The 16849-nt window shown below is 63.2% G+C and carries 17 protein-coding genes and 1 pseudogene; 13 read left to right on the plus strand and 5 right to left on the minus strand.

Annotation, left to right across the window (positions count from 1 at the left end):
* Nucleotides 1-314 precede the first annotated feature (314 nt).
* On the plus strand, nucleotides 315-1109 hold the full coding sequence (locus NKI06_RS13095; RefSeq protein WP_352985640.1) for a thymidylate synthase: 795 nt from the start codon (nucleotides 315-317) through the stop codon (nucleotides 1107-1109).
* Nucleotides 1110-1138: 29 nt separating this feature from the next.
* Here the strand turns inward: NKI06_RS13095 and NKI06_RS13100 are convergent.
* Nucleotides 1139-1336 (minus strand): annotated as a pseudogene (locus NKI06_RS13100) (TOBE domain-containing protein).
* Nucleotides 1337-1495: 159 nt separating this feature from the next.
* Between NKI06_RS13100 and modA the strand changes: the two are divergent.
* The 4 genes from modA (at nucleotide 1496) to NKI06_RS13120 (ending at nucleotide 4530) form a co-directional block, all read left to right on the plus strand.
* On the plus strand, nucleotides 1496-2290 hold the full coding sequence (gene modA, locus NKI06_RS13105; RefSeq protein ID WP_352985675.1) for a molybdate ABC transporter substrate-binding protein: 795 nt from the start codon (nucleotides 1496-1498) through the stop codon (nucleotides 2288-2290).
* A 15-nt stretch (nucleotides 2291-2305) separates the two neighbouring features.
* The gene (modB, locus tag NKI06_RS13110) at nucleotides 2306-3010 is read left to right on the plus strand and encodes a molybdate ABC transporter permease subunit (RefSeq protein WP_023668326.1); all 705 of its coding nucleotides are present in this window, start codon (nucleotides 2306-2308) and stop codon (nucleotides 3008-3010) included.
* Nucleotides 3007-4119 (plus strand): molybdenum ABC transporter ATP-binding protein, encoded by a 1113-nt coding sequence (gene modC / locus NKI06_RS13115; RefSeq protein ID WP_352790005.1) that lies wholly within the window; start codon nucleotides 3007-3009, stop codon nucleotides 4117-4119. The genes modB and modC overlap by 4 nt, the downstream gene beginning before the upstream one ends.
* A 69-nt stretch (nucleotides 4120-4188) precedes the next feature.
* Complete coding sequence (locus NKI06_RS13120; protein ID WP_023667411.1) at nucleotides 4189-4530, plus strand: winged helix-turn-helix domain-containing protein; 342 nt, start codon at nucleotides 4189-4191, stop codon at nucleotides 4528-4530.
* A gap of 201 nt (nucleotides 4531-4731) precedes the next feature.
* Here the strand turns inward: NKI06_RS13120 and cobF are convergent, their stop codons facing one another.
* Nucleotides 4732-5505, minus strand: coding sequence for a precorrin-6A synthase (deacetylating) (cobF, locus tag NKI06_RS13125; RefSeq protein ID WP_023750920.1), 774 nt, complete (start codon nucleotides 5503-5505; stop codon nucleotides 4732-4734).
* Nucleotides 5506-5652: 147 nt separating this feature from the next.
* Between cobF and NKI06_RS13130 the strand changes: the two genes are divergently transcribed.
* From NKI06_RS13130 to NKI06_RS13155, 6 genes are all read left to right on the plus strand, one after another.
* A complete protein-coding gene (locus NKI06_RS13130; RefSeq protein WP_352545490.1) occupies nucleotides 5653-6669 on the plus strand; it encodes a DUF4424 domain-containing protein in 1017 nt (338 codons plus the stop codon).
* Nucleotides 6669-7187, plus strand: a complete 519-nt coding sequence (locus NKI06_RS13135; RefSeq protein WP_352545489.1) for a dihydrofolate reductase — start codon at nucleotides 6669-6671, stop codon at nucleotides 7185-7187. The genes NKI06_RS13130 and NKI06_RS13135 overlap by 1 nt, the downstream gene beginning before the upstream one ends.
* 145 nt (nucleotides 7188-7332) lie before the next feature.
* Entirely contained in the window at nucleotides 7333-8454 is a 1122-nt protein-coding gene (hflK, locus tag NKI06_RS13140) for an FtsH protease activity modulator HflK (protein ID WP_023714743.1), read from the plus strand.
* Nucleotides 8454-9410, plus strand: a complete 957-nt coding sequence (gene hflC, locus NKI06_RS13145; protein ID WP_023733844.1) for a protease modulator HflC — start codon at nucleotides 8454-8456, stop codon at nucleotides 9408-9410. The genes hflK and hflC overlap by 1 nt, the downstream gene beginning before the upstream one ends.
* A 4-nt stretch (nucleotides 9411-9414) precedes the next feature.
* Nucleotides 9415-9600, plus strand: a complete 186-nt coding sequence (locus NKI06_RS13150; protein ID WP_023668333.1) for a DUF2065 domain-containing protein — start codon at nucleotides 9415-9417, stop codon at nucleotides 9598-9600.
* Nucleotides 9601-9838: 238 nt separating this feature from the next.
* Nucleotides 9839-11356 (plus strand): DegQ family serine endoprotease, encoded by a 1518-nt coding sequence (locus NKI06_RS13155; RefSeq protein ID WP_023668334.1) that lies wholly within the window; start codon nucleotides 9839-9841, stop codon nucleotides 11354-11356.
* Nucleotides 11357-11402: 46 nt separating this feature from the next.
* Here the strand turns inward: NKI06_RS13155 and NKI06_RS13160 are convergent, their stop codons facing one another.
* Nucleotides 11403-11975, minus strand: coding sequence for a GNAT family N-acetyltransferase (locus NKI06_RS13160; RefSeq protein WP_352985644.1), 573 nt, complete (start codon nucleotides 11973-11975; stop codon nucleotides 11403-11405).
* Complete coding sequence (gene serB, locus NKI06_RS13165; protein WP_352985646.1) at nucleotides 11972-12859, minus strand: phosphoserine phosphatase SerB; 888 nt, start codon at nucleotides 12857-12859, stop codon at nucleotides 11972-11974. The genes NKI06_RS13160 and serB overlap by 4 nt, the downstream gene beginning before the upstream one ends.
* Here serB and miaA point away from each other — a divergent pair.
* Both miaA and NKI06_RS13175 read left to right on the plus strand, forming a co-directional pair.
* Nucleotides 12849-13832: a tRNA (adenosine(37)-N6)-dimethylallyltransferase MiaA gene (gene miaA / locus NKI06_RS13170; RefSeq protein WP_352985648.1), complete on the plus strand. Its 984-nt coding sequence runs from the start codon at nucleotides 12849-12851 to the stop codon at nucleotides 13830-13832. The two genes, serB and miaA, sit on opposite strands and share 11 nt — an antisense overlap.
* A gap of 130 nt (nucleotides 13833-13962) precedes the next feature.
* Nucleotides 13963-14754, plus strand: a complete 792-nt coding sequence (locus NKI06_RS13175; RefSeq protein ID WP_023690907.1) for a GGDEF domain-containing protein — start codon at nucleotides 13963-13965, stop codon at nucleotides 14752-14754.
* 213 nt (nucleotides 14755-14967) lie between these two features.
* On the opposite strand, the gene NKI06_RS13180 is transcribed toward NKI06_RS13175, so the two are convergent.
* Nucleotides 14968-16800 carry an ATP-binding protein gene (locus tag NKI06_RS13180; RefSeq protein ID WP_352985650.1) on the minus strand — a complete coding sequence of 611 codons (1833 nt, stop codon included), beginning with the start codon at nucleotides 16798-16800 and terminating at the stop codon, nucleotides 14968-14970.
* Nucleotides 16801-16849: the final 49 nt, after the last annotated feature.

A 16849-nucleotide genomic window follows, 5' to 3' on the forward strand; every position in this document is an offset into this window, starting at 1 on the left:
CCTCACCGGAGGTCAGCACCGCCCCACATTGCCTGCCGGGCATTTCTCCCCGTATAGTGACGGGGAGAAAGGGCTGACCGCAGCCTTGTCTCTCTCTCTCTCTCTCTCTCTCTCGAACGCTTGTGATTGGCGAAACCGCTGATCACAGCGCCCCTCTCCACGTCCCTATACGGGGAGAGGATGCCGGCAGGCAGGTGAGGGGCAGCGCTAACCCTTGAAGAGTGATGGGGCAAGCCGCGTTCTGGTCCTTTTGCTGTGTTCGGCCGGCGGCCAGTCGGCTATGATGCCGACAATCCCGAATCGAGGCGAAGCCGATGCGCCAGTATCTCGACCTTTTGCAGCATGTGCTGGACAATGGCGCCGATCGTGGCGACCGCACGGGCACCGGCACGCGTGGGGTGTTCGGCTACCAGATGCGCTTCGACCTGTCGCACGGCTTTCCCGTCACCACGACCAAGAAGCTGCATCTGAAGTCGATCATCCATGAACTCCTGTGGTTCCTGGCCGGCGACACCAACATCAAATACCTTAGAGATCATGGCGTTTCGATCTGGGACGAGTGGGCCGACGAGAATGGCGACCTCGGCCCTGTCTATGGCAAGCAGTGGCGCTCCTGGCCGGATGGCCATGGCGGGTCGATCGACCAGATTGCCAATGTTCTGAAGGAGATACGCAGGAATCCGAATTCACGCCGGCTGATCGTTTCGGCGTGGAACCCGGCCGAAGTGGAGGCGATGGCGCTGCCACCGTGCCACTGCCTGTTCCAGTTCTACGTCTCGGAGGGCAAGCTGTCCTGCCAGCTCTACCAGCGCTCGGCCGACATTTTTCTCGGCGTACCCTTCAACATCGCTTCCTACGCGCTGCTGACCTTGATGGTGGCGCAGGTGACCGGGCTGAAGCCCGGCGAGTTCGTCCATACGCTGGGCGATGCGCATCTCTATTCCAACCATTTCGAGCAGGCGCGCGAGCAATTGCGGCGCACACCCAAGGCGCTGCCGACGCTGTGGATCAATCCGGAGGTGAAGGACCTGTTCGCCTTCCGCTTCGAGGATTTCCGGCTGGAAAACTATTTTGCCGACGCGTCGATCAAGGCGCCGATCGCGGTCTGATCCGTCCACCGTCAATCAAATTCCGACCCTCAATCGATGTCGACCATGACGTCGGTTGCCTTGATCATGGCATAGGCTGCTTGCCTTTTTCGAGCTTGAGATCGGCAACGGCCTCGTTGGTGATCGAAGCGTGACGACGGAGCCGGTGACATCACCGCGGACAGGCGAGGTGCTTTGACGATCTCGACGATCGTTCCCTTGAGGATGTTGCGGGCGCTGATCTTCATCGGAGTTCCTTTCCGGGTTTCGGTGCACGTCCAAACCAGAACAATCGATGCCGAACATACGCTTTCGCAGGAGGCGGCCTTCCCTTGTTATATTCATCCAGATATATCGGTCGGCAGGAGTCGAGCCAGCAGATTTCAAGCCCAGGGAGAGTTTTCATGTTGGGGCACAAAGGTTTTGGTATGAGGGCAATCGCGATTGGCGGCTTTGCCGTAGCTCTGATGGCCGTGATGCCGGCGGCTCACGCGGGAGACAAGGTGATCGTGTTTGCCGCAGCCAGCCTCAAGGACGGGCTCGACGCCGTCACCAAGGCCTGCGAAGCCGATGTCGGTGAAGCGGCGACCGTCTCCTACGCCGCGAGCTCGGCGCTGGCCAAGCAGATCGAAAGCGGGGCGCCCGCCGATGTGTTCATCTCGGCCGACCTCGACTGGATGAAATATCTCTCCGACAAGAAACTGACCAAGCGGGACACCGAGGTGAAACTGCTCGGCAACCAGATCGTGCTGGTGGCGCCGAAGGATTCCAAGGTCGAAACCAGGATCGAGAAAGGCTTCGACCTCGCCAAGCTGATCAGCGACGGCAAGCTCGCCATGGGCGACGTCAAGGCGGTGCCGGCCGGCAAGTATGGCAAGGCGGCACTTGAATCGCTCGGCGTCTGGTCGTCGGTCGAAGGCAAGGTGGCGCAGGCCGAGAATGTGCGCGCCGCGCTGAAGCTGGTTTCAACGGGCGAGGCCGCGCTCGGCATCGTCTATGCCACCGACGCGCATGCCGACAAGGGGGTCAAGGTGGTCGGCACCTTCCCGGAGGATTCGCACCCGCCGATCATCTATCCGGTTGCCCAGACCACCGATTCGAAGGACAAGGATACCCCGGCTTTCCTGAAGTGCCTGCAGTCCGCCAAGGCGGTGGAGCTGTTTAGGGATCAGGGTTTCACCGTGCTCACGCCGAGCAATTAAGGTAGCGGCTGACGCATGAACTGGCTGCTGGACCTCACTCCCGACGAATGGAATGCGGTCCGGCTGTCGATCAAGGTGGCGACGGTGGCGATGCTGTTCAGCCTGCCGCCGGGCATCTTGATGGCGCTTTTGCTGGCCCGCGGAAAATTCTGGGGCAAGACGCTGCTCAACGGTGTGGTTCACCTGCCGTTGATCCTGCCGCCGGTGGTGACAGGTTATCTCTTGCTGCTTACCTTCGGCCGGCGCGGGCCGGCGGGAGCGTTCCTGGCCGAGCATTTCGGCATCGTCTTCTCGTTTCGCTGGACCGGCGCCGCACTGGCCTGCGGTATCATGGGCTTTCCCCTGATGGTGCGGGCGATCCGGCTGTCGATCGAGGCGGTCGACCGCAAAATGGAGGCAGCGGCGGGAACGCTCGGCGCCAACCCGGTTTGGGTCTTCGCCACCATCACGCTGCCGCTGATCCTGCCCGGGCTGATCGCCGGCTCGATCCTGTCCTTCGCCAAGGCGATGGGCGAGTTCGGCGCCACCATCACCTTCGTCTCCAACATTCCCAACGAGACGCAGACGCTGCCTTCGGCGATCTACACCTTCACGCAGGTGCCTGGCGGCGATGACGGGGCGCTCAGGCTGACGCTGATCTCCATCGTCATCTCGATGGCCGCATTGGTCGCCTCGGAAGTGCTGGCGCGGCGCGTCGGCCGGCGGATGGACATCGAATGAGCGTGCTGGTGGACATCAGCCATCGGCTCGGCGGTTTCGCCGTCGACGCGCGTTTCGAAAGCGCCGGGCGGCTGACGGCGCTGTTCGGGCCATCGGGCTCCGGCAAGACGACGCTGATCAACGTGATCGCCGGCCTGATCCGGCCGACCAAGGGCCGTATCGCGGTCGACGGCTGTGTGCTGGTCGACACCGATGCCGGCATTTTCGTGCCGAAGCACAAGCGCCGGATCGGCATGGTGTTCCAGGACGCGCGGCTGTTTCCGCATATGAGCGTGGCCGGCAATCTGCGCTATGGCCGCTGGTTCACGCCACCGGCGGAGCGCTATGCGGATATCGACGCGGTCGTCGAACTGCTCGGCATCGGTCCTCTGCTCGACCGGCGACCGGCAAAGCTCTCGGGCGGCGAAAAGCAGCGCGTGGCGATCGGCCGGGCGCTGCTTGCCAGCCCGAAACTGCTGTTGATGGACGAGCCGCTGGCCTCGCTCGACGATGCGCGCAAAGCCGAGATCCTGCCCTATATCGAGCGGCTGCGCGACGAGACGAAGATCCCGATCGTCTATGTCAGCCATTCCGTCGCCGAAGTGGCGCGGCTGGCCAGCGACGTGGTGGTGATGGCGCAAGGCAAGGTCGCAGCCTCCGGTCCGACCGGCGCGATAATGCAACGGCTCGAATTGCTGCCGGCGGAGGAACGCGGCGAGGGCGGCGCGGTGCTCGACACCAAGGTGCTGCGCCATGATGAGATCTTCGGGATGACCGTGCTCGGCTCGGCGGCGGGCGAAATCCGGGTGCCGCTTCTGGCGGTCTCGGTCGGCGCGCCTGTGCGCATCCGAATCCGCGCCCGCGACGTGATGATCGCCACCGAACAGCCGAAAGGTCTCAGTGCGCTCAACATCCTGCCGGGCGCCATCGTCACAATCGGCTCGGGCGAGGGGCCGACGGTCGAAATCGGCATCGACTGCAATGGCGCAACCGTGCTTGCGCGCATTACCGAACAATCCAGGCAGGTACTGAACCTTCAACTCGGCGGCAAGGTCTTCGCGGTGATCAAGACGGTCAGTTTCGACCGTGCCAACACCGGCGCCGGGCTGCCGGCCGAAGCGGATGGCTGATAACCGCTATATCGCTTTGGAATAGCGCTATGGGTCGAGAGGGGCTAGTGTGACTGTGGAGGACAAGAGATGCCGTCGCTGAGCCTGCGGATAAATCTCGATCCGGACGGGCGCATAGGTCCGGGCAAGATCGAATTGCTGGAGCAGATCGCCACTTTCGGCTCGATCTCGGCTGCGGCACGCGGCATGGAGATGTCCTACAAGCACGCCTGGGATCTGGTGGAAGATATGAACCGTGTGTTCGGCAAGCCACTGGTCGCGGCGCAGACCGGCGGCAAAAAGGGCGGCGGCGCGCAGCTGACATCAGTTGGCCTTGCAGTCGTCAGCCGTTTTCGCGCTATCGAGCGCGCTGCGGCGGCAGCGGCGGCCACGCATATGGACGCCTTGCAGGCCGAGATTGATGCTGGGTGAGGGTTGAAGCTTGCGATCCGTCACACCCCCCTCTGTCCTGCCGGACATCTCCCCCGCAAGGGGGGAGATCAGCTCGCCCGTAGACGGGCGCTTATCTGTTAGGCGATTGGCGAAATCCTCCGTGACGGCCAATCTCCCCACTAGAGGGGGAGATGTCCGGCAGGACAGAGGGGGCGCGAAGGAACTCGACCTTTGAGCGCGCTATTCCTCGGGCTCTCCTGCTTTACGCAGCAGATAGGTGTCCATGATCCAGCCCTTTCTTTTCCGGGCTTCTTCTCTCGTCCTCTCAATCTCTTCGCCGACATCACCCAGGCGACCGGAAACGATGATCTCATCGGGTGTGCCGAGATAGGCGCCCCAGTGGATGATCAGATCCTTGTCTGCCAGCGTGTTGAAGGCGCATTTGCCGTCGAGCATGACCACGGCGCTGCCGGCATTGTGCGGCATGCCTTGTTCGGCGAGGCGGCGGCCGGTGGTGATCAGCACGGGGTCGCCGATGCGGTTCAGCGCCATCTTGTGGCCGGCGGCTAGCGCCTGGACGGCGGTGATGCCGGGAATGACCTCCAATTCGAATGCGACATTGCCTCTGAGCCGTACGCGCTCGAGAATGCGCAGCGCGCTGTCATAGAGCGAGGGGTCGCCCCAGATCAGGAAGGCGCCGCAGCCGTCCTCGGCAAGGTCGTCGCGGACCAGGCTCTCATAAATCTGGGCGATGGCCTCGTGCCAGTCATCGACGGTCGAGCGATAGGAAGGCGCCGGCTCGGCGCGCACCGGCACGTCGAACTCGACGCGGCGCGATTTCGGATTGCTGACGAAACGGTCGCAGATATGGCGGCGCAATTCGGCAAGGTCGTTCTTCTTCGCCCCCTTGTCGGGGATAAACAGGACGTCCGCCCGGTTTAGGCCTGATATGGCCTGCACGGTCATATGGTCGGGATTGCCGGCGCCGATGCCGATGACGAGAAGCTTGCGCATGACGCGAACTCCTGCCCGATCGAAACCTGTTAGTCCAGACCGCCGATTGGCGTGTCCAGACACTGTGGCGTCCTGCTGGGAGACGGAAGGCTTTGAAACGCCACATTGAAACGGCTAGGGTCGCGGCATTCTTGGCGAGGGGCTTCGATGTTGCAATATGTTCTGTCCGTAGCGCTGGCGCTTTTAGCCGTGCCCGCGCTGGCCAATGATACGACCGCCGAACTCGGCACAGGTGGCCTGATCCTGTCGCGTAGCGACGCGGTGTCGATGCAAAGCGAGGACCTCTATATCTCGCCGGAAAAGATCACGGTCGACTACGTCTTCCACAACAACACCGACAAGGATGTAAATGCCATCGTCGCTTTTCCGCTGCCGGACATCGAAGGCAATCCGGAGGAAATGCCGGCCATCCCGGAAAACCAGAGCGACAATTTCCTTGGCTTCGAGGTGACGATCGACGGAGCGCCGGCAAAGCCGCAGCTCGAGCAGAAAGTGTTCGCTGTCGGCATCGATATCGGCGCCGATCTGAAGGCGCAGAACGTGCCGTTCAATCCGTTCGGCGATGCGGCCAAGGCGGCCCTGGCGAAGCTGCCGAAAACGGTCGCCGAGGATTGGGAAAACCGCGGCATCATCATCGAGGATACGGGCAGCGACGGTACCGAGGCGAACAAGGTCTATACGCCGTGGTGGCAGTTGCGCTCGACCTATTGGTGGCGCGCGATATTTCCGGCCAACAAGAATGTCCACGTCTCGCACCGCTACAAACCGAGCGTCGGCGGCACGTCATCGGTGAGTTTCTTCTATGACGGCAAGTTCACCGAGGGCAGCCAGTACACGACCTACAAGACCCGCTACTGCATGGACGACAGCTTCGAGAATGCGGTGCGGCAGGCCGCCAAGGCCGACGGTTATCCGCATTTTTACGAGAACCGCATAGCCTATATCCTGACCACCGGCGGCAACTGGGCCAATGGCAGCATCGGCAAGTTCAAGCTAACCGTCGACAAGGGCAATCCGAAAGCGCTGATCTCGTTTTGCGGCGACAATGTCAAGAAGGTCGGGCCGACGACCTTCGAGACGACGGCGCAGGATTTCTATCCCGAGCACAACATCGACATATTGCTTTTGGAGCCGTCGGATAACGGCGCCGGGGAAGCCAACTGATGGACGTCGCAATCTATGTCGCCATTGCTCAGAACGGCGTCATCGGGCGCGACGGCGGCTTGCCGTGGCGGCTGTCCACCGATCTCAAGCGCTTCAAGGCCGATACGATGGGCAAGCCCGTCATCATGGGCCGCAAGACTTATGAAGGCATCGGCCGGCCGCTGCCGGGCCGATTGAACATCGTGGTGACCCGCGACAAGGCCTGGCGCGCCGAGGGCATAGAGGTAGCGCACTCCCTGGAGGCCGCGATCCAGCTGGCCACGGTGCGCGGGCGTTGCATGAACCGCGTCGACGAAATCTGCGTCATCGGTGGCGGCGAGATCTATGCGCAGGCGCTGCCGCTGGCAGACCGGCTGCACGTCACCCATGTGCTGGCGACGGTCGATGGCGACGCGCATTTTCCCGACATCGATCCGGATTTGTGGCGCCTTGTCAGCGCTCAGGACGTTCCGGCCGGTGAAAAGGACAGCCATGCGACGCGCTATTCGGTTTACGAGCGACGCCGCGGCGTGCATTGAGACGATAAAAGGGTCGCGAACGTCCAAAACGGACATGCTCGGCAGCGGATCGCGTTGAAAGCGCATCGCGGCATCCCTATAGAAGAACAACTGGATTTTGCGCCGCAACGCCGGCGCCGAGGGAATTCCAAGCGAAAGGACATTCATGCCCTGGAACGACAAGAGCGGCGGTGGCGGCGGCCCATGGGGTGGTGGCGGCGGCAACAATCAGGGACCCTGGGGGCAGGGACCGAAGGGGCCTAGCGGCCCGCCGGGGTCACCTCCCGATCTCGAAGACATCATCCGCCGCGGCCAGGACCGGCTGCGGCGCGCGCTGCCCGGTGGCGGCGGCGCCAGCCCGGCCGTGTTTGCGCTGATCGCAGCGGCTCTGATCGTGCTGTGGGCGTTCAAGGCGGTCTACACCGTGCAGCCGGACGAGGTTGCGGTCGAGCTGCGCTTCGGCAAGCCGAAGGCGGAGCTGTCGCAGCCAGGTCTGCATTTCCATTGGTGGCCCGTCGAAACCGTCGAGACGGCCAACATCGCCGAACAACTCGTCGATATCGGTGGTGGCGGCGCGACGAGCGGCAACTCGTCGGGGCTGATGCTTACCGGCGACCAGAACATCGTCAACGTCCAGTTTTCGGTGGCCTACCAGGTCTCCGATCCCCGGGCCTATCTGTTCGACGTCTCCGACCCAGAAGGCATGCTGCAGCAGGTCGCAGAGAGCGCCATGCGCGAAGCGGTCGGCCGGCGACCGGCCCAGGACATCTTCCGCGACGACCGTCAGGGCATTGCGGCGTCGGTGCGTGAAATCATCCAGACGACGCTGGACGGCTACAAGGCCGGCCTGAACGTCAACGCAGTTTCGATCGAGGACGCGGCGCCGCCGCGTGAAGTGGCCGACGCGTTCGACGAAGTGCAGCGCGCTGAGCAGGACGAAGACAAGTTCGTCGAGCAGGCCAACCAGTATTCCAACCAGAAGCTCGGCCAGGCGCGTGGCGCCGCGGCGCAGATCCGCGAGGACGCGGCAGCCTACAAGAACCGTGTCGTCCAGGAAGCCGAAGGTGAGGCGCAGCGCTTCATCTCGGTCTATGACGAATACGCCAAGGCGCCCGATGTGACGCGCCGGCGGCTTTATCTGGAAACGATGGAAAAGGTGCTGAAGGATTCCAACAAGGTCATCGTCGAACAGGGCAATGGACAAGGCGTCGTTCCCTATCTGCCGCTGCCGGCACTGCAGCCGAAGGCGCCGGCGCCTGCCGGCGCGACCACGGGAGGAGCCCAGTGATGGCCAATCGTCTTCCCATCATCGCGGTCATCGCGGCCGTGCTTCTGTTCCTGCTCTACTCCTCGGTCTTCGTGGTCAACGCGCGCCAGCAGGCGCTCGTGCTGCGGTTCGGCGAGATCGTCGACGTCAAGAATGAACCCGGCATCTATTTCAAGGCGCCTTTCGCCTTCTTCGACGCCGACAGCGTGCAGTTGATCGAAAACAGGGTGCTGCGCTTCGATCTCGATAACATCCGCGTCCAGGTTTCGGGCGGCAAGTTCTATGAGGTCGACGCTTTCATCGCGTACCGCATCTCGGATCCGCGGGTGTTCCGCTCCGCGGTGTCCGGTCAGATCACACTGGCCGAAGCACGACTGAGGACGCGTCTCGATGCGGCGCTGCGCCGTGTCTACGGTCTGCGCGACTTCGAGGCGGCGCTCTCGGAAGAGCGGGCCGTGATGATGCGCGAAGTGCGCGATCAGCTTCGGCCCGACGCCACCTCGCTCGGCCTGCAGATCGAGGATGTGCGCATCCGCCGAACCGATCTGACGGCTGAGGTTTCGCAGCAGACCTTCGACCGCATGAAGGCCGAACGTTTGGCCGAGGCCGAACGGCTGAGAGCGCGCGGCAAAGAGGCCGCGCAGCGCATCACCGCCCGCGCCGACCGCGAAGTGGTGGAAATCGTCGCCGAGGCGCGCAAGGAATCGGAAATCCTGCGTGGTGAAGGTGAAGCCCAGCGCAGTGCGACCTTTGCCGACGCCTACAAACGCGATCCGGCGTTCTTCGACTTCTACCGGTCGATGAATGCCTATGGCACGGCGCTGGACAACTCCGGGACGACGATGGTGCTTTCGCCGAACTCGGAGTTCTTCCGCTTCTTCCGCAATCCGGACGGTACGGACGCGAAGCCGGCGACACCTGCGGCTCCGGCGACGGCACCTGCCGCGCCGGCTGCACAACCTGCACCCGCCCAGTAGGGCGGTGCAGGATTTCCTTGCGGCCATAGGCCTGGTCCTCGTCGTAGAGGGTCTGGTCTATGGCGGCTTTCCCGGCCTTGCCAAACGTCTTGCCGGCGAAGTGCTGTCGACGCCGGAAATTGCGCTGCGCATCGTCGGGCTGGTGGCGATCGCCATCGGCGTCGGCATCGTCTGGTTGGTGCGTGGCTGAGGACCGCTGATCTGCAATTCCAGGAAAGTGTGAGCGGTTTTCCGTCCGGAATTGCGTAAAAGCAAAGGGATCGAACGGTTCGCCGTTTCCGCGAAACGGCGAACCGTTCTAAGGTGTAACGGAGGATTTATCCTCCTGATGTGGCCATAGCCGCAAACGTGCCGTATTTCTTGCCAACATGACGCGACGCGGCGTTTTGCCGAAGCGCTTTTCTTTTCTGCAATCCGGGAGGCTTTCGATGACATCCAACACCCTTCTGCGCGCGGCGCGGCGGACGTTCATCGCAGGTGCTGCGGCACTTCTGGTCGGCGCGCTTGCCGTTCCAGCTTTCGTGACGCCGACGATGGCCGCGGACGGACCGGCTTCGGTTGCCGACCTCGCCGAAGGCCTGCTCGGTGCGGTGGTCAACATCTCGACCTCGCAGACCGTGAAGGGCACGGAAGGTCCGGGCGCGGTGCCGATGCCGCAGCTGCCCGAGGGTTCGCCGTTCCAGGATTTCTTCGACGACTTCTTCAAGAACCGTGGCGGCGACAAGGATGGCGGCGCGCAAAAGGTACAGTCGCTGGGCTCCGGCTTCGTGGTCGACGCCGAGCAAGGCATTGTCGTCACCAACAACCACGTCATCGCCGATGCAGACGACATCGAGGTGAATTTCTCCGACGGCGTGACGCTGAAGGCGACGCTGGTCGGGACCGACACCAAGACCGACGTGGCGGTGCTCAAGGTCGACCCGAAGGGCCACAAGCTGACGGCGGTGAAATTCGGCGATTCCAACAAGATGCGCGTCGGCGACTGGGTGATGGCGATCGGCAATCCGTTCGGCCTTGGCGGCACGGTGACGGTCGGCATCGTCTCGGCCCGCAACCGCGACATCAATTCCGGCCCCTACGACGACTTCATCCAGACCGACGCCGCCATCAACCGCGGCAATTCCGGCGGGCCGCTGTTCAACAGCCTGGGCGAGGTCATCGGTATCAACACGGCGATCATCTCGCCGTCGGGCGGCTCGATCGGCATCGGTTTCTCCATCCCCTCGCAGCTTGCCTCGGGCGTCGTCGACCAGCTGCGCCAGTTCGGCGAGACCCGTCGCGGCTGGCTCGGCGTGCGCATCCAGCCGGTGACCGACGACATCGCCGAGAGCCTCGGCATGGCGACCGCCAAGGGCGCGCTGGTGGCCGGCGTCATCAAGGGCGGACCGGTCGACAACGGCACAATTCTCGCCGGCGACGTCATCATCAAGTTCGATGGCAAGGACATCCATGAAATGCGCGACCTGCCGCGCGTCGTGGCGGAAAGCCCGGTCGGCAAGGCGGTCGACGTGATCATCGTGCGCAAGGGCGTCGAGCAGACGGTGAAGGTGACGCTCGGCCGGCTTGAGGACGGCGAGAAGGTCGCTGCCGGTGAGGACGGCACTACCGATGAGGACAAGGGCGGCGACAAGGCGCCCGCGGTCTCCACGGCCTCGGTGCTCGGCATGACCGTCGGCGAGCTCAATGACGACACACGGAAAAAATTCGGCATCGCGGCCGACGTCTCCGGCGTCGTCATCACCGACGTCACCAAGGATTCGGCCGCCGCCGAGCGCGGCATCCAGGCCGGCGAGGTGATCACCGAAATCGCCCAGGAATCGGTCGCGACCCCGAAGGACGTCATGGACCGGATCGGCGCGCTGAAGGAGCAGGGCCGCAAGAATGCACTTCTGATGCTGGCGTCGAAGACCGGCGAGTTGCGCTTCGTGACGATCCGGATGGATTGAGTCCGGTCAGGCCTGCAACGATCTGATTTCGAAATGAAAAGGGCGGCTAGTTAGCCGCCCTTTTTCTTGCCTGCCAGTCGTTGCGCGACAGGGTGTAGAGGACATGCCGCTTGAGGTGCGGGTGGCTGTCAGGGATGGATGGGTGGTCGAAATCGCGAGCCGGGTCAGGGCTCATGCCAAGACGCTCCATGACGGCCGTCGAGCGGCGGTTGGCCGCGACGGCGAAGGAGACGATCTCGTCCCGGTCAAGCGTCTCGAAGCCATAAGAAAGCCATGCCTCGGCTGCCTCGGTGACGTAGCCCTTGCCCCAGAACTCGGGCACCAACCGCCAGCCGATCTCGATCGTATCGGAGGGCAGGGACGGCACGTGATCGGTCTTTAAGAGGCCGACGAAACCGATGCATTCCCCAGTCGCAGCGATCTCGGCGGCGGCAAAACCAAAGCCGTCCTCGGCGATCCAGCCCTGAAACTCGTCCATCTTGGCATCCGTCTCGGCGCGGTCGCGGCGGAACGGAAAAAATTCCATCACCCGCTCGTCCGAATTGATGCGGTGGAAGAGTTCGCGATCGCGGTCTTCCCTGTTGCGCAGGATGAGGCGCTCGGTGCGCATCGGTTTCATTGGGCGAACTCTTCCTGGCGGTAGCCCTGGAGATAAAGCAGCGCGGTGAGATCGCCATGGTCGATGCGGACCTTGGCTTCGGCAGCAACGGCCGGCTTCGCGTGGAGCGCGACACCGGTGCCGGCCAGGCGGATCATGTCGAGGTCGTTGGCGCCGTCGCCGACCGCAATCGCATCGAATGGCGTCAGGCCCAGGCGGGCCGAGATATCGTTCAGCGCATCGGCCTTGGCGGCGCGGCCGAGGATCGGCTCGGCGACTAGGCCGGCAAAGCGCCCGTTCTCCTCGATCAGTCGGTTGGCACGGTTTTCCTCGAAGCCGAGCATGGCGGCGACACGGCTGGTGAAGACGTCGAAGCCGCCGGAGACAAGCGCCGTCCAGGCGCCATTGGCGCGCATCGTCTGCACCAGGGCGTGGCCGCCCGACGCCAGCGTCAGGCGGTTCGCGATGATGCGGTCGACAACGGCCGTATCGAGGCCTTTCAGCAACGCTACGCGTTCCCGTAAGGCGGGCTCGAAGGCGATCTCGCCGTTCATCGAGCGTGCCGTGATGGCGGCAACGCGGTCCTTGACGCCGATCTCGTCGGCGAGTTCGTCGATGCATTCCTGGTCGATCATGGTTGAATCCATATCGGCAAGCAGGATTGTCTTGCGGCGGCTTTCGCCCTGCTGAACGATCACGTCGACCGGCTCTGAACCAAGTGCTGTGCGCAAGGCCGCACTTGCCTCAGCGGCTTCTGCCCCCTCGGGCAACACCAGATCGCAGGCGACGCCTTCGCCCAGCCAGCGAACAGCGCTTGCGCCGACCGACCGTGAGGCCATATTCGCAAGCGAGGCCGACATCGCGCGGCGGACGGGGTGAGACACAAGCGTGGCAATGAGCGGCATCGAGACTTCCAAGCAGCTGGGCGAGGGCGGGCAGGCGGGCGAGGGCCGCGTGAAGAACGCGATCCTGATAGCCGGGCCGACCGCCAGCGGCAAGTCGGCGCTGGCGCTCGACCTCGCCGAGCGCAAGGGCGGTGTCATCGTCAACACCGATTCCATGCAGGGCTATTCGGTGCTCGATGTGCTGACGGCGCGGCCGAATGCCGCCGACCTCGCCAGCGCGCCGCACTATCTCTATGGCCACGTGCATCCCTCCACCGCCTATTCCACCGGCGCCTGGCTGCGCGACGTGATGAAGCTGATCGATGACGGCACGCTCGCCCGACAGCCCGATGACGCCGGCTTTGAACGTCCGGTGATTTTCGTCGGCGGCACCGGGCTCTATTTTCGCGCACTTGCCGAGGGCATTTCGGAAATGCCCGACATTCCGCAGCAGGTACGCGACCGCTGGCGCTACGAGTTAAAGGAGCAAGGCGCAGCCAAGCTGCACCGCATCCTGATGCATGAGGATTCGGCGGTCGCCATGCAGCTGAAGCCGACCGACGGCCAGCGCATCGTGCGGGCGCTGGAGGTGCTCGACGCATCCGGCCGCTCCATCCTCGAATGGCAGGCAGCGCGCGGCCGGCCGCTGATCGACCGCGACAGCGCTCAGTTCTTCGTTATCGAGCCGGACCGCGCCGCCCTTGTCGAGCGGATCGAAACAAGGTTCGACCGCATGCTCGATCTCGGCGCGCTCGATGAGGTCAAACGGCTTGCGGCGCTTGGCCTCGGTCCCGACCTGCCGGCGATGAAAGCGATCGGCGTTCGCGAACTTTCGGCCGCCATGGCGGGTGACATCAGCTTTCCCCAGGCCATCGAGCGCTGCAAGGCAGCGACGCGGCAATATGCCAAACGGCAAACGACGTGGTTTCGCCATCAGCTGGGACCGGAATGGCTGAGATTGCAGCCCGGCGACGGCCTGCAAGCCGTGATTTGATTTCGTGCTGCCAATACAATTAAAGAAACAGAAGTAGGAATGAACATTCCCGCTCCGGTTGTCTGGATTAACCGTCCGTAAGGCGCCGGCATGCCATAGATCCGGGGGGTACTTTTCCAACGGGGAGCAGATGCGTTTCCACAAGGCGGAATCCGCATTTTTCGTCTTTATTTTCGTGATCCTGGCCGCAGGCCTGGTGACGCTTTATGCCTATGGTCAATTGCAGTCCATCGCGGTCGGTCACGATACGACTTCCCGGGTCGAGAGGATCGCCTATCTCAACACGCTGCTGTTTGTCACCGGGGTGCTGCTGGCGACAGCGCTGTTCTTCGGCGTGTTCTTCATCTACCCGCTGATTCGTAGGCAGGCCACGGAAGAGGGCAAGCTGCGCGCCATGACGGTTTCGCTCAGCGCCCGCTCGGAAACGCTGCAACATGCGGCATTGACCGACGGCCTTACCGGCATGCAGAACCGGCGCTATTTCGATGATGCGCTGAAGGAATATCTCGAGGAATTCCGCCGCATCGAAAAGCCCGTCGGGCTCATGATCCTCGACCTCGATCATTTCAAGCAGGTCAACGACACGCATGGCCACGATGTCGGCGACGAGGTGCTTAGGGCAGTCGCCAATTGCCTCAAAGGCATGACGCGCTACCACGATGTGGTGGCGCGGCTTGGGGGCGAGGAGTTCGCCGTCGTTACGCCCAACATGGATGCGGAGTTGTTGGGGAAGTTCGCCGAACGCATCCGCAAAGCGATTGCCAACATGTCGGTGCTGTCGGGCAATGTCCGCCTCAAGATCACCACCAGCGTCGGACTAGCCGTCTGGGATCGGAAGGAAACCGCCGAGGAATTCTACCGCCGCGCCGACCGCCAGCTTTACGAGGCGAAGAGGCAAGGCCGCAATCGCGTCTGCGCCTGAAATCCCGGCATTAAATTCGTGAGGCTGGCCGTTTGATGCCGTCTTCTGCGCTTCCGGTGGCTCACGGACTCAATGTCCGCTCCGCTCCGGTTCTCGAAGTCGACACCGACCGACTCAGCCTGACGAATTTTCTGGCGTGATTTACCCAAGCTGGCTGACGAAGCTGATCTCGGAAGTTGACGCGGCTTGCCGGTGGCCAGAAGGGTGTGCAGGCTAATCGTTCTGCGGGCGCATGCCGAAGGTTGTGGGCTTGAGGCCGTAGCGCAGGTCGAAATCGTCGTCCGGCTGGACGCGCTGGGCGGTGGCCGGCTTGCGGTAATCGGGATCGCCGGCCTGGCGGCCGGAGTCCACGACCTCGGCGAAGGCCATCTGCTGCTGCGGTTTCGGCACGTTGCGCAGCCGCTCGACGATGGCGGCGAGATCGACGTCGTTGCCGTCCTGCGAGAACTCGTCCTGCTCTCGCTTGGCGGTGCCGGGGATCAGGTTCTCCGCCAGTTTCTCGAACTTCAGCCGCATGGTCGTCGCCACGCCTTCACCGAAGGCGATGGCTTCGCGCTGGCCCATGGAGGACAGGAAGGCCAGCGTCGAGGCGGAGGAATCGGCGATCGCCGAGCGGATGATCGCCTGGTCCTGCTCGTTGGCCAGCCGCATGGCGAAGAAAGTCGAGCATTGCGACAGGATGGTCGGATCGAGTTCACCCGGGCGCTGGGTGACGACGCCGAGATAGCAGCCATATTTGCGGCCTTCCTTGGCGATGCGCGACAGTGCATGCCTTGTCGGGGCGAAGCCAAGGCGTGGATCGGCCGGCATATAGCGGTGTGCTTCCTCGCACAGCAGCAAGAGCTTCAGCCGGCCCTCGCTCCACAGCGCAAGGTCGAAGGCGAGCCGAGCCAGCACCGAACAGACGGAGTTGACCACTTCGGACGGCATGCCGGCCATCTCGAAGCAGGTCACCGGGCGGCCATGATGCGGCACACGGAAAATATTGCCGATCGTCTCGTGGATCGTGTCCTCGATCAGCCGCGAATTGAACATGAAGCGATAGCGCGGGTCGGACGCGGCGGACTCGATGCGCGTCTTCAGCGATTTCAGCGTCGGGCGGTCGTTCTTGCTTTCCAAGAGGCCCATGCGCTCGTCGATCTGCTTGATGAGATCGACCATGCGGTAGGGCACCGGCGTGTCGGCGGTCAGCGCATCGCTGCCGCGGCGCACGTAAGAGCCTGAACTCGGATTGCGATAGAGGTTCTTGGCGGCGGGGATCAGGTCGCGCAGGACATCGACTTCTTCCGGCACGACCTCTCGGCCGCGAAACAGCACTTCGGCGAATTCTTCAAGCCTGAACATCCAGAACGGCAGATCAAGCGTCTTGGAATCGACCCGGACGCAGAACTCAGGCAGGGATGCCGCGAATTCATTGTGCGGATCGAGAATGAGGATTCGCAGATCGGGCCGGGCGGCGATCGATTTGCGCAGCAGCAGCGAGATGGCGGTGGATTTGCCGACGCCGGTTGTGCCGACAACGGCAAAATGGCGCGCCAGCGTGTCGTCGATGGCGATGTTGGCGTCGATCGACTCATCCTGCGACAGCGTACCGATGGTGATCGAATGACGCCCGGCGAGATCGTAGACCGCCTGCAGATCACGGGTACGGATGCGGTGCGCTATGGCGCCGATATGAGGATAGGTGGTGATGCCGCGGTCGAACACCGGTTTGGCCCCCGGTTCGGCGCCGTCGCGCACTTCGCCGATCAACTCGACGCTGACCTCGATGGGGTTTTGTCCCTCATTGCTCCAGGCGCGATCCGACTTGCCGATTTCGTAGACCAGACCAACGGTGCGCGATGTCCCGAGATTGATGGAGATCATCTTGCCGACGGTCCACAGGCCGGTGACCGCGCCTTCGATGTCGTCGGCATAGGCGCTGATGGTGGCGCGCGCACCGTCGCACTGCACGACGTTGCCGAGAATGCGCTTGTCGCTCTGCTCTGCGCGGCGGCGCTCCTGCGAGGTCGATTCGCCGACGGAGGCTTCGCGCTCGACAAACATACGATCCGATCCCCATTCCCGTGGAGCCTCGATGCTACACAGACGGGGT

It is taken from the genome of Mesorhizobium sp. M0772 (assembly GCF_040320135.1).
GTDB lineage: Bacteria > Pseudomonadota > Alphaproteobacteria > Rhizobiales > Rhizobiaceae > Mesorhizobium.

Coding starts and splice junctions, on each gene's coding strand:
- NKI06_RS13160 (WP_352985644.1), bottom strand. CDS start 11,975: ATGAAACCGATGCGCACCGAGCGCCTCATCCTGCGCAACAGGGAAGAC.
- NKI06_RS13120 (WP_023667411.1), top strand. CDS start 4,189: ATGCCGTCGCTGAGCCTGCGGATAAATCTCGATCCGGACGGGCGCATA.
- NKI06_RS13095 (WP_352985640.1), top strand. CDS start 315: ATGCGCCAGTATCTCGACCTTTTGCAGCATGTGCTGGACAATGGCGCC.
- serB (WP_352985646.1), bottom strand. CDS start 12,859: ATGCCGCTCATTGCCACGCTTGTGTCTCACCCCGTCCGCCGCGCGATG.
- NKI06_RS13135 (WP_352545489.1), top strand. CDS start 6,669: ATGGACGTCGCAATCTATGTCGCCATTGCTCAGAACGGCGTCATCGGG.
- modB (WP_023668326.1), top strand. CDS start 2,306: ATGAACTGGCTGCTGGACCTCACTCCCGACGAATGGAATGCGGTCCGG.
- NKI06_RS13155 (WP_023668334.1), top strand. CDS start 9,839: ATGACATCCAACACCCTTCTGCGCGCGGCGCGGCGGACGTTCATCGCA.
- modC (WP_352790005.1), top strand. CDS start 3,007: ATGAGCGTGCTGGTGGACATCAGCCATCGGCTCGGCGGTTTCGCCGTC.
- NKI06_RS13180 (WP_352985650.1), bottom strand. CDS start 16,800: ATGTTTGTCGAGCGCGAAGCCTCCGTCGGCGAATCGACCTCGCAGGAG.
- NKI06_RS13130 (WP_352545490.1), top strand. CDS start 5,653: ATGTTGCAATATGTTCTGTCCGTAGCGCTGGCGCTTTTAGCCGTGCCC.
- hflK (WP_023714743.1), top strand. CDS start 7,333: ATGCCCTGGAACGACAAGAGCGGCGGTGGCGGCGGCCCATGGGGTGGT.
- NKI06_RS13175 (WP_023690907.1), top strand. CDS start 13,963: ATGCGTTTCCACAAGGCGGAATCCGCATTTTTCGTCTTTATTTTCGTG.
- cobF (WP_023750920.1), bottom strand. CDS start 5,505: ATGCGCAAGCTTCTCGTCATCGGCATCGGCGCCGGCAATCCCGACCAT.
- hflC (WP_023733844.1), top strand. CDS start 8,454: ATGGCCAATCGTCTTCCCATCATCGCGGTCATCGCGGCCGTGCTTCTG.
- miaA (WP_352985648.1), top strand. CDS start 12,849: ATGAGCGGCATCGAGACTTCCAAGCAGCTGGGCGAGGGCGGGCAGGCG.